The sequence below is a fragment of the Chloroflexus islandicus genome (genome assembly GCF_001650695.1).
In the GTDB taxonomy this organism is placed as follows: domain Bacteria; phylum Chloroflexota; class Chloroflexia; order Chloroflexales; family Chloroflexaceae; genus Chloroflexus; species Chloroflexus islandicus.
Map to the genome: position 1 here is coordinate 10,673 of NZ_LWQS01000125.1, position 12,505 is coordinate 23,177.

8 protein-coding genes are annotated in these 12,505 nt (G+C 59.0%); 4 read left to right on the top strand and 4 right to left on the bottom strand.

From position 1 onward, the window contains the following. Positions 1 to 259: 259 nt before the first annotated feature. The 4 genes from A6A03_RS19420 to A6A03_RS19435 all read left to right on the top strand — a co-directional run bounded on the left by A6A03_RS19420 (position 260) and on the right by A6A03_RS19435 (position 7,101). Positions 260 to 2,989, top strand: a complete 2,730-nt coding sequence (locus A6A03_RS19420) for a hybrid sensor histidine kinase/response regulator (RefSeq protein WP_245669068.1) — start codon at positions 260 to 262, stop codon at positions 2,987 to 2,989. A 96-nt stretch (positions 2,990 to 3,085) separates the two neighbouring features. Then, entirely contained in the window at positions 3,086 to 3,691 is a 606-nt protein-coding gene (locus A6A03_RS19425) for a DJ-1/PfpI family protein (protein ID WP_066791543.1), read from the top strand. Positions 3,692 to 3,904: 213 nt separating this feature from the next. Further along, positions 3,905 to 6,751, top strand: coding sequence for a VWA domain-containing protein (locus A6A03_RS19430; RefSeq protein ID WP_066791544.1), 2,847 nt, complete (start codon positions 3,905 to 3,907; stop codon positions 6,749 to 6,751). A 5-nt stretch (positions 6,752 to 6,756) separates the two neighbouring features. Beyond that, a complete protein-coding gene (locus A6A03_RS19435; RefSeq protein WP_245669069.1) occupies positions 6,757 to 7,101 on the top strand; it encodes a hypothetical protein in 345 nt (114 codons plus the stop codon). A 54-nt stretch (positions 7,102 to 7,155) separates the two neighbouring features. Here A6A03_RS19435 and A6A03_RS19440 read toward each other — a convergent pair whose 3' ends face one another. The 4 genes from A6A03_RS19440 to A6A03_RS19455 form a co-directional block, all read right to left on the bottom strand. Then, entirely contained in the window at positions 7,156 to 9,207 is a 2,052-nt protein-coding gene (locus tag A6A03_RS19440; protein ID WP_066791547.1) for a 3'-5' exonuclease, read from the bottom strand. A gap of 299 nt (positions 9,208 to 9,506) precedes the next feature. Continuing rightward, a complete protein-coding gene (locus tag A6A03_RS19445; RefSeq protein WP_066791549.1) occupies positions 9,507 to 10,667 on the bottom strand; it encodes a DUF5667 domain-containing protein in 1,161 nt (386 codons plus the stop codon). Further along, entirely contained in the window at positions 10,667 to 11,206 is a 540-nt protein-coding gene (locus A6A03_RS19450) for an ECF subfamily RNA polymerase sigma factor, BldN family (protein WP_066791551.1), read from the bottom strand. Before A6A03_RS19450 ends, A6A03_RS19445 begins: the two co-directional genes overlap by 1 nt. A 122-nt stretch (positions 11,207 to 11,328) precedes the next feature. Beyond that, positions 11,329 to 12,294: a hypothetical protein gene (locus A6A03_RS19455; protein ID WP_066791552.1), complete on the bottom strand. Its 966-nt coding sequence runs from the start codon at positions 12,292 to 12,294 to the stop codon at positions 11,329 to 11,331. Between the last annotated feature and the right edge of the window lie 211 nt (positions 12,295 to 12,505).

Consider the following 12,505-nt stretch of genomic DNA (forward strand, 5'->3'; position numbering starts at 1 on the left):
GGTGTCTGCGCACCTTTGCTATGATTTAAGACGCAGCCAATCGTTATACCTGCGAAGTTGCGCTATAAAAGCAAGGCTAAGAATGGTATGATGGAATAAGGTCTCTTGACGGTACGTCTTGACGAATTATATGGGATGGGCACGCACCAACCGCACCTTGTCGCTGGTTGCAGCGACGGTGCGGGGTTAGTGGTGATTACGTCGTTGCCCTGCCGATGATCACCATCGGTATCGCTAGAGATTTAGCATGGAGCGCTCGGTGACGCAGTCTCACTTTGATGAACCCACCCAATCAGCCGACCTCTTCCAACAGATGGCTGATTTACAGGCGGAACTAGCCCGGTTGCGCGAGCAAAACCGTTTTCTGCTAGCTGCGGTTAACGAAATGGCAAGCGGGATGGTTGTCACCGATGCCGGACCCGATTATCCCATTATCTTTGCCAACCGGGCGTTCAGTGCCATCACCGGTTATGGGCCGGACGAAATTCTTGGCCGTAATTGTCGCTTTTTGCAAGGGCCGCAGACTGATTGGGCGGTGGTGGCGCGGATTCGCGAAGCGATCGCCGCTGCGCGTCCGATCCATACCCGCTTGCTCAATTATCGCAAAGATGGCCAACCCTTTTGGAGTCAACTCGCGATCAGTCCAGTGCGGGATGAGACCGAGCAGGTGGTCGCGTTTGTCGGCTTGCAGACCGATGTCACTGCGCAAGTCACGGTTGAACAGGCGCTGGCCGAACGCGAACGGTTGCTGCGCGCCGTTGGCAAGATGGCGAGTGTCGGTGGGTGGGAATTCGATCTGACGACGCGGCAGATGGTGTGGTCGGAAGAGATGTTCGCTATCCACGAGTTACCGGTGGGTGAGCCACCTTCGCCGGAAGCGGCATTGTGGTTCTATCCGCCAGAGGTTCATCACCTGATCGATCAAGCCTTTCAACATTGTCTTGCCACTGGCGAGCCATGGGATCTAGAAATGCCCTTCCGCACTGCGCGCGGCAATTTGCGCTGGATCCGCTCGATTGGCCAGCCGGTCTGGGACGCAGGGCGGATTGTCAAACTGCGCGGCACCTTCCAAGACATCACCCGCAGTAAAGAGACCGAGCTGGCCTTGCGCGCCAGCGAGCAGCGCTACCGTATGCTGGCCGATCTGTTGCCGGGGACGATCGTATTGATGTTCGACACCGATCTGCGCCTCACCCTTGTTGCCGGCGCGGAATTAACCCGGTTTGGCGTTAACACTGCGCAGCTTGAGGGGCAATTGTTGCCGGATATCTTGCCCGAACCGCACCGCTCTGAGCTGTTGCCGCTGTGTTATGAGGTGTTGGCCGGCACTCCCTACCATATTGACTATGTCTTTAACCGTGAAGTGTTCGATACGGCCCTGTTACCGGTTGAGATTACACCGGGTCAGATCATCGGCGGCTTGATCGTGGGCCGCAATAGTACCGTCGAACGGCAAATCGCGGTTGATCTCTTACGCGCAAAAGAGGCGGCTGAACAAGCTGAACGAGCGCGTTCCGCCTTCCTCGCCTCGATCAGCCATGAAATCCGTACGCCGCTCAATGCCGTCATTGCCAGCGCCGAATTGCTCTTGACCAGCGCCTTGCCGGAAACGCAGCGCTCGTTGGCCTTGACAATCCGGGTTGGCGGCGAGGCATTGCTCGCGATTGTCAATAATGTGCTTGATCTGTCCAAAATGGAGGCGGGGCGGCTTGAGATTGTCGCTGAACCGGTTGATTTGCGGGCAATTGTTGACGCAGTGATAACCCTGTTCCGTCGTGACGCCGAGTGGAAGGGATTAGCGTTTAACGCCGCGATTGATCCGGCATTGCCATCGTTGGTGATGGCTGACGGCACGCGCTTGCGCCAGATCTTGATTAATCTTGTCAGTAATGCAATCAAGTTTACCGATCGAGGCAGCGTGTTAGTCAAGGTTGATATGGCTGATCCCAATCCCGATCGTCCGCAGGTGACGATCGCTGTGCGTGATACCGGGATCGGCATCGCCGCTGAGCAATTACCGCGCCTCTTCCAGCCGTTTACCCAACTTGACGTGGAACGCGCGCGGCGGGGTGGCGCTGGTCTTGGCTTAGCCATTAGCGCCAAATTAGCACATGTGATGGGTGGTGAGCTGAGTGTGGCCAGCCAGCCGGGCCAAGGATCGACGTTTACCTTGCGGCTGCCGGTGCAGTGGTTTGCTGCACCAGAGGCAGCCCCAGCGCCGGAGGAGACTTCAACGCCCGAACTCTCCGCTTCGTTACAGGTGTTGGTCGCTGAAGATAATGAGATCAATCAGCAAGTAGCGCTGCATCTGTTGTGCGTCTTGGGCCATCACGTCACGATTGTCGCGAATGGCCGCGAGGCAGTGCAGGCCGTTCAGCACTATCCGTTTGACGTGGTGCTGATGGATCTGCAAATGCCAGAGATGGACGGCGAAGAAGCGACCCGCCAGATCCGCGCGCTCGGTGATCAGATCCGGCAGCCGCGGATCATCGCCCTCACCGCGTACGCCTTTGCCGGGATGCGCGAGCGGTGTTTGGCCGCAGGGATGGATGGCTTTCTCAACAAGCCGGTGCGGTTGCAAGATTTGCGCCAAGCCTTGCAGCCGCACATTCAAACGATGATGCCTATTACGGGTGCGAGTCCGGCCGTTCGTGATCAAGTGATCGATTGGAAAATCTTTAGCGAACTACTGGCGGCGCTTGGCGAGGATCAAGTTGAGATGGCCGCCAAGGCGCGCGAGTTGATCCGGCGCGAGTTTCAGCAGCAACTCGAACAGTTAGCTTCCTCGATCGCCTATGCTGATACCGAACAGACCCGGCGAATTGCGCATCGCCTCAAGGGAGGCGCACGCCAAGTCGGCGCGGTGCGGGTGGCAGCGGCGGCGCAGGCGCTTGAGCAGGCCGCTGCAAGCCAGATGCCGCTCGATCCGTTGTTGAGCGCCTTGCAACACGCAGTCGCCGAGACGCTGCGCTTGCTCGAAGCTGGTTGACAGTTACGCCACACCGTGTTACCGTAGAATCATCCTAGCTGGCAACATAGCGACAGGGTGGTCGTATTCGTCTAACCATTCAGAGAGGAGCAGGCTATGGCAAAGAAAATCCTCTTCCTCGTCGGCGACTATGTCGAAGATTACGAAGTGATGGTGCCGTTTCAGGCGCTCGCCGCGCTTGGCTATCAGGTGCATGCCGTTTGCCCGGGCAAGAAGGCCGGTGAATTCGTCCGCACTGCGGTGCATGACTTTGAAGGTGATCAGACCTACAGCGAGAAGCGGGGTCACAACTTCACCCTGAATAAGAACTTCGATGACGTGAATGAGCACGAGTACGATGCGCTGGTCATTCCCGGCGGGCGGGCGCCGGAGTATATCCGGCTTAATCCGCGCGTGCTCGAAATTGCGCGCCACTTCTTTACTGCCAACAAGCCGGTAGCGGCGATTTGCCACGGCTTGCAGGTTTTGGCAGCCGCTGGCGTGCTGAATGGTCGCCGTTGCACGGCCTATGCGGCGGTTGGCCCCGATCTGCCGCTGATTGGCGCTGAATATCACGAGTTGCCCGCCGATCAAGCCATTACGGATGGTAATCTGGTGACAGCGCCGGCGTGGCCGGCCCACCCGGCATGGATTGCCCAGTTCCTCAAGGTGCTCGGCGCCAAGATTGAAATTGAACCGCAAGCCGAGACGGTTGCGGCATAAGTGATTACGAAGAGGCAGCAGAGGGGCACAGGAGGGGCACAGCGACGCTGTGCCCCTCCTGTGCCCCTCCGCTGTGCCTGCGATAAACGGAACTTTTCCGGCGAGGTCGCCGTCTTAAAAAAAAAGTGCTGCTCATGCCTTGTCACCGCTGGGTATTCTCGGTACAATGCCAGTACGATCACGTACCAATGTCTCACCGGCCAACGGTTGCCTATGCCATATATCTCCTTTATCTATCCTGAAGCGCTCTGGTTGCTCATTGTACCGATCGGCATGGTCGCGCTCGCCTTACTCGCGCCGCGCCGGCTATCACCGTTCCGGTTCTGGGGCAGTCTGATCGTGCGCACCTTGGTCGCTGTGTCCCTGATCTTTGCCTTCGCCGGTATTCAATTGGTACGCCCGGTCGATCGGTTGACGACGGTCTTCTTGCTCGATGGCAGCGACTCGATGCCGGCCTCGACCCGCGCGCAAGCCGAGGCGTTCATTCGCGCCGCCTTGCAAGAGATGCCGGCAGACGATCAAGCGGCGATTATCGTCTTTGGCGATAATGCGCTGGTCGAACGCGCCCCGGATAGTGATCGCCGGTTGGGCCGGATTACCTCGATCCCCATCGCGAATCGCACCAATATCGAGTCGGCTATTCAGCTTGGGATGGCGCTCTTCCCCGCCGATGCGCAAAAACGGTTGGTGTTGCTCTCTGATGGCGGTGAAAATAGCGGGCGGGCGATTGACGCGGCGCGGTTAGCGGCTAGCCGTGGCATTCCGATCGATATTGTCGATTTGACGTTGGTTGACGCTGATGCCGAGGCGTTGGTGGCCAGCGTGGAAGCGCCCAATAGCGTGCGTGACGGCCAAGAGGCGCTGATTGTGGCGACCGTCGAGAGTAACGTCGCCCAACCCGCTACGGTGCGCCTGATTGATGATACGGGTGTGGTAGCCGAACGCGCGCTTGAATTGTCGCCCGGCGCCACCCGCGTCGAGTTTGTGGTGCCGGTTGAGGGTAGCGGTTTCCGGCGCTACCGGGTGCAAGTGGAAGCCGCTCGCGACGGCAGAGTGCAAAATAATGAGGCTGCGGCTTTGATTAAGGTGCAAGGCCCGCCGCGCGTCTTGTTGATTGCGCGTAACGCTGCCGACGCCCGCCCGTTGGCGACAGCGTTGGTTGCTGCTGATATGGTGGCCGAGGTGATCTCGCCGGAAGCAGCACCGCGTTCGCTGGCTGACCTCAGCGCCTACGATGCGCTCGTGCTGGTAAATACGCCGGCTCGCACCTTGCCGATTGGTTTGATGCAGGCTATCCCCGGTTATGTGCGTGATTTAGGGCGCGGTTTGCTTATGATCGGCGGCGAAGATAGCTTTGGCGTCGGCGGCTATGGCCGCACCGCCGTCGAAGAGGCGCTCCCGGTGTATATGGATGTCCGCAACCGTGAAATGCGGCCCGATCTGGCGATCGTCTTTGTGATCGATAAGTCGGGATCGATGGATGCTTGTCATTGCGCCGATCCTGATCGCAATGCGCCGATAACGTCGTCGTCCGACCGTAAAATCGATATTGCCAAAGATGCGATTGCACAGGCAACGGCGCTCTTGAGCCTGCAAGATACAGTTGGTGTGGTGACGTTCGATGGCGCTGCCTTCCCAACCTTTGCCGCCACGCGTGGCGCGACGGTCGAACAGGTGATGGATGCGGTAGCGGGGGTCGAACCGCGCGGCCCCACCAATATCCGGGCCGGTTTGTTGCGCGCCGAAGAGATGCTGCAACAAGTTGACGCCCGCATCAAGCACATGATTCTGCTGACCGATGGCTGGGGCAGCGGCGGTGATCAGCTTGATATCGCCTCCCGGCTGCGCGAACAGGGGATTACGCTGACCGTTGTCGCCGCTGGAAGCGGCTCGGCCAACTACTTGCAACAGTTGGCAGCAGAGGGCGGCGGTCGCTATTATCCGGCGGCTGATATGGCTGATGTGCCGCAAATTTTTGTCCAAGAGACGATTACAACCATCGGGAACTATATCGTTGAGCAGCCGTTTGTTCCGGTACGCTACGGCAGCAGCCCGATTCTGGCCGGTATTAGCACCATTCCGCCGCTCTATGGCTACAATGGCAGCACGCTCAAAGATACCGCCCAATTACTGCTGGCTACCGAAGATCAGCAGCCGATTTTGGCTACGTGGCAGTTTGGCCTTGGCCGGAGCGCAGCGTGGTTGAGCGATGCTAAAGGCAAGTGGGCGCGGGATTGGATCGCGTGGGATGGGTTTCCCCGCTTTGCCGCCCAATTGATCGAAGATCTGACGCCGCGGGGCGGGCAGGATGTCCGCGCTGAGGTGACGGTCGCTGGCGGTGAGACGATCGTTCGCCTTGCGACGGCGGCAAGCCAGAATGATTTGACCGTTACCGCTACGCTGATCGGTGGTGATGGATCGCGGCGCGAGGTGCGGTTGACACAGGTCGCCCCCAACCAGTATCAGGCGCGGCTCGAAAGTCCTGTTCCCGGCACCTATTTAGTGCAGATTGCCGGCGCGCGCGGTGATCGAGTGGTGATTCAAGAAACTGCTGGGATGGTCGTGCCGTATTCTTCCGAGTATCGCAGCGCACAGGCCAACCCCGGCTTATTAGCCGAGCTGGCGAATACAACCAAGGGCCGGTTTGTGACGGAGCCAGCCGAGGTGTTTACGCGCCTGAATCAGGTCTTTTCGGCGCAAGAGATCGCTTTTCCGCTGCTGTTATTAGCGTTGATTTTGCTGCCGATTGATATTGCCCTCCGTCGATTGATGGTGCGTCGCAGCGATTTTGGCCCGCTCGGTACGCTGGCCGGACGTTTGCGACCCGCTGGCGCAGCGCCGGTTGCGCCTGATCCGGTGTTGGGCCGCTTGCGCGCTGCCCGTGATCAGGCGCGGCGCCAGATGGCTGGTGAACGCACGCCGTTGCCGCCAGCCCCGCCGCCAGCCCCGCCATCGGCCCCGCCGCCGGCTGCCGCTGCTGAGGGTGATGAGGCGCTGGCTCGCCTGCGCGCAGCCAAAGAACGTGCCCGCAAGCGAATTACCGGCGAAGGAGACGAGTGATGGGTATGGCGACGAATGGAATGGCTGCCGAACCGGTGCGAGCTTGGTTGGGTCGCTTGGCGATTGCCATCCTGATCGGAACACTCGCCGGGGTCGTTGCCTACCTCACCGCGCGGGCCATCGGTTCGGCGTGGCTCTTACTCAATCAGCAAGCCTTGATCGACGCCACCCGGCAGGCGTTGCAGGAAGGCGTGATGGGGTTGGCTAATACCAATCTCCGCGCTTTGCGCTTGGCCGCCGAAGCGCAACAACGCTTTATCGCCGAACTGAGCGGCTGGATCGGGCTAGGCGCATTTTTGCTGGCCGCGATCGTCGCCTTTGTCCGGCTTGAACTGCACAGCGGCAAATAATGCCGCTGTGATTGCCTCTTCAGCACGTATTATTGGGCTTGGCAATACCGCCGGTCATGGCTCGATCCGCTGCCAGAGCATGGCCGGCAACGCTTGCACAAATGATGATGGTTGATCGGCGCTTGCGCAGACCAACAATTCCCGCATCGCGCGCGAACAGCCAACGTAGAACAGGCGGCGCTCTTGCGCAATCGCCTCCTCCCGCTCTTCTGGCGGCAAGTGGTCGAAGTTATGCGGGAGATATTCTTGCGCGAGCCGGAGCACGGCGACAAAGGGAAATTCAAGCCCTTTCGCTGAATGCAGGGTCATCACTTTGACAACCGGTTTACGGATGTCAATCTGCTTCTTCTCCATAAACTCCGCCGGTAGGCCAAGCTGGTTGAGCTGAGCGCAAATCTGTTGCGCCACTTGCTTGCTGTGGCACAGCACGGCTCCGGTGTGCGCCGGCAAGCGCCACCGGCGCGCTGCCGCGGCGAAGAAATCGCGAATCGCCATCGCTTCTTCCGTGATGTCGCGGCAAAACTGAATGCTCGGCAGATTGCCGTTGTGAATTGCGGCAACGGGTTCATCGGCGCCGCCAAGAATAGAGGCGCAGGCGGCAGCAATCTGGGCCGTATTCCGGTAATTGCGCCGCAACACAAAACTTCGCCCGCGCATTTGGAGCGCACTATCGATCTGCTGCCATGAAAAGCCGCGTTGGTACAGCGATTGGCCGGCATCGGCAGTGATATAGATTGACTGCGGTGATTCGACGCACGCCAGCAGGTAACGCAGCGCCACCGGCGAAAGGTCTTGCGCTTCATCAATCACGATGGCGCGGTAGGGTCGGGCTGGCTGGTGGCGGGCCAATTCCAACGCTTGCCGCCGCACATTGCCCCATGTCGTCCATCCTTGTTGGCGCAAGAGCTGTGACCACGTCTCGTATACCGACCACACGGCTTCGCGCAGTGAGGCGCGCAGCGGCAGTTTGCGCCCGATCCGTGGCTGGTTTGCATATTCTTCATACGTGGTCAGGCCCCAGTGTTCGATCACACTGGTAAACTCGTCGAGCAGGTATTCGACCCCTAGCGCTTGCAACGCTTCCCGGCGGTGTTGGCGTTCAGCTTCGTTGTCGCCGGCCATTGGCGCTATTGCTAACGCTTTGTGCAAAACGTTCAGCAACTCTCCTTCCGGAGCGAAGCGGGGTGCGCCATACGCGCGGGCGTATTGGCGAACAATGACACTATCGACCGTATTGACTTCGACCCCCTGTGCTTCCAGATCACCTTGGAGGAGCCGTTCCAACAGTTGGGTAGAGTACGAGATCAGGGCATTGGTAAAGGTCGTAAATAGCACTGGCGTTTGCCCGCTTGCCACCAATCGTTGAACGCGGTACAGCGCAACGATTGATTTGCCGGTGCCCGGCCCGCCGCGTACCAACACCGGCTTATCGAGCGGCGTTTCGACCAGCCGCTGCTGATCGGGATCGAGCATCAGCAAGAAGTCGGTCAATTCGCCTGCCACAAACCGGTCAAGGTCTTCGGCATCGTTGAGCAGAAATTGCGGCTGTTGCAAGATGTCATCGACACTGCGCGGGTACAGAATATCGAGCACCCGTTCCATGATCGCTTGCGGTACGGGCGCATTCAAGAGATCATCTTCAGTGCGCACGGCGAGTAAGGCTGGCCAGTATTGTTCTGGGATGCGCCACTGGTGCAGATCGGCAGGAGTGACTTCGCGGGTCAGCGGTTGTGACGTTGCAATGGCTGGCTCGCTTGGTGGTGGTTCAGGCGGCGCTGGTACGCGCAGGAAGCTCACGTCTGGCGGCGCTTCTTCTGGCAGATCAATCTGACCAAAATCGTGTTGGTAGGTTTGATCATCGCGTTTGCGAATCGCAATCAGCTTGACCCATCCCGCATCAAAGGTGTAAATCAGACGATAATCGCCAATTCTGACCCGATACAGCGGCGGGACGCGATTCTTAAGCTTTTTGGCATCGCCTTGGGCTGAAATCGGATCGCGTTCAAGCACTTTGACTTTCTGTGTGACTGCTTTTTGGATTCTTACGGGCAGACCAAGGAGTTCATTGAAAAAGGTTGGTGGGGTAATGATTTGATATTTGGTCATGCGTATCGCCCTCGCCGATCAACATTCGCTTCCTAGATGTCACTTGTTCACTTGTTTAGAATTGCGCCTCTTTATTTAGATATAAGCAAGGTGATTGCTGAACATGTCCTAAACAACCGGTCTATACAAGAGGCTAGTCCGCAGGTTATTACCAACTGATTTGTGCCTTCAACATGTTGTAGTTGAGTCTAATACTCACATCATAGCATCCTTGCTGCTCGTTGAAAAGAAGTAAATAACAACCGCGCACTAGATATCTAGCACGCGGTTGCTCGATGTTGCATAGATATGATTAACAACTAGTCGTCATCATCATCATCATCATCATCATCATCATCGCCGCCGCTGCCGCCGCTGCCGCCGCTATCGTCGCTGCCACGGCCACTATTATCATCGTCACTAGGCTTAGGCGAGGGGGTGACGGTCTCGTCGCGCCGGTCGTCGTCATCGCGTGGTCGTGGCGAGGGGGTGACGGTCTCATCGCGCCGGTCGTCGTCATCGCGTGGTCGTGGCGAGGGGGTGACGGTCTCGTCGCGCCGGTCGTCGTCGCGTGGTCGCGGCGAAGGGGTGATCGTTGGGCGAGCTGGTGATGGCGGTATTGCAGTTGCCGTCGGCAGTTGCGGTGGTGGGAGCGTTGCTGTGGGATTGTTCGTAGGCGTTTGGGTTGGTTGCGGCGTAGCAGTTGCTACCGGTGACGGAATAGCAGTGCGGGTTGCGGTTGGCGGTAGCGTTGTGGGCAATGGTGCGGTCGGTTCACGGTTTGGCTCGTTACGAACATCGTTGCTGTCATTGTTGCCATCCCGGCCCACAATGATAACAGTCGCCTGTACGCCGTTGGCGGCATTTGTCGTATACCCGATCACGACCACGTTGGCGCCGGGTGCTGGCTCGCCCCGAATTTGGGTCGTGCTATCGATGATCACCGGAATATCACCAATGGCCCAACGGTTGGGCGTTACCTCCTTGAGAGTGCCGCTAAACTCAACCTCTGCTGCACGGCGGCGCTGGATCAACGCAATCACTTCTTCACGGCGACGCTCGGCAAAGCGCATATTCAGTTGTTCGCGATTGCCGCTGAAGGTGAGCTGCACTCGTTCCACCGAGCGTTTGACACCGTAGAGCGGATCGCCGGGTAATGCCGCATCGGCAGCCCATACCAGCCCGCCACCGGCGAAGACAAAAATCACCAGAAGGCTGGCCGCGATCAAGGCAAAACGCTGCCAGAGGATACGCCAGCTTTGGCGTGGCGTGGCTGCTTGTTGGAGAAATGCGCGTCGCGACGCAATGCGCGCTTCAGGTTGAGGATTGGCGGCAAGTTCAAAGAGTGATGCAGCAGTCAGAAGCATTGGGCGCAGCCGAGCAGCCTCATGCGGATAGCGTGCCAGAATCTGCTCAACCGGCTCTCCTGCTGCAAGGGCATCAATGCAATCATTAAGCAGATTTTCGAATGATGTGTCCATCAGTCCACCATCCCCGGCGCCATCTGCCGTGCTAAAGCTGCGATCGCACGCATTTGCAATTGTTTGACCGCTCCTTCGGTTTTGCCAAGGATACGGGCGACCTCTTGAATAGGCATACTTTGACCAAACCGTAGTGCCAATACCTGCTGTTGATCTTCGGTCAGATTGGTGATAGCTCGCCGCAACTCTTCACTCATCGCGGCGTGTTCGGCTACTTCAGCAGGTAGCGGCGCGTGGCTTACAATGTCTTCGTCGAGCGGCGCACTAGGCGCTCGATAGCTGCGACGAAAGTGGTCGTTAACCACATGCGATGCGACCCCAAACAGCCAACCGCGCAAATTGCTCTGTGGCGCCTTGCGTTGGCGTAGCGCGTTGAGAAACCGTGTAAAGACCTCGCTTACCAGATCTTCGCATGTATGGCGGTCACCTATCCGGAATGAAACGTAGCGGAAGAGTGGTTGATAGTAGGCGTCGTGAATCGCCGCTAACGCATCGGTATCCAGTTCATAGGCCCGGCGGAGCTCTGCGTCGTCGAGCACGGGAACTCCTTTGGTTGTTGCAGCTCAGCAAGGGTGAATATGGTTATAACACATTCACCCTTGCGACACATCAATTATGACCTCAGTGCGTGGTTTGTAAATGCTTGGCCATAGCGGATGGTCTAGTTGTCGTCATCGTCGTCATCGTCGTCATCGTCGTCATCGTCGTCATCGCTGCTGCCGCGCCCGCGGTCGTCATCTGAACGCGAGGGGGTTGGGGTCATAGTTGGCGCTGATGGTGGCGTAGCTGTCGGTGCTACAGTAGGGGTGCTCGCTGGCGGCGGTGTGCTTGTCGATGTAGGGGTTGGATTACGATTATCGTCACGGTCGCCGCCGCGGTTGTCGGGTTGGGTATCGTCGCTGCCGCGCCCGCGGCCATCGTCACGGTCGCCGCCGCGGTCATCGGGTTGGGTATCATCGCTGCCGCGCCCGCGGCCATCGTCACGGTCGCCGCCGCGGTCGTCGGGTTGGGTGTCGTCGCTGCCGCGCCCGCGGCCATCGTCACGGTCGCCGCCACGGTCGTCGGGTTGGGTGTCATCGCTGCCGCGCCCGCGGCCATCGTCACGGTCGCCGCCACGGTCGTCGGGTTGGGTGTCATCGCTGCCGCGCCCGCGGTCATCGTCACGGTCGCCGCCGCGGTCGTCGGGTTGGGTGTCATCGCTGCCGCGCCCGCGGCCATCGTCACGGTCGCCGCCGCGGTCATCGGGTTGGGTATTGTCGCTGCCGCGCCCGCGGCCATCGTCACGGTCGCCGCCGCGGTCGTCGGGTTGGGTGTCATCGCTGCCGCGCCCGCGGCCATCGTCACGGTCGCCGCCGCGGTCGTCGGGTTGGGTGTCATCGCTGCCGCGTCCGCGGCCATCGTCACGGTCGCCGCCGCGGTCGTCGGGTTGGGTATCGTCGCTGCCGCGCCCGCGGTCATCGTTTACCGCCATTGCTGTGCTCTGCACTGTTGGTTCACGTTGTGCACGTGAAAATAGTGGCGTTGCATCCAACCAGTGGGCTGCTGCATTCCCGCCAAGGACGATCACAAGTGCGAGGCTTACTGCCAATGCAATCGGTAGCAGCCGAGTGTAGCGTTGCAGGTTCATGCGTTCCTCCTTGTTTGGTCATTGCTCAACGCTTACACTCTCCTAGTCGTATGGTGGGGAAGAAAGTTACGGTTGGGAGGAATTTTTGTTGATGATCGCAGAAATGCCTCCCGCTATCAGATGACTGAAGGGCGCGGGAGGCAATCTCGCACTGGAATATATCTTCTTTTCAGCTATTGGCAAGCCTGCGGAAGCAAGATGCCAAAGGCTG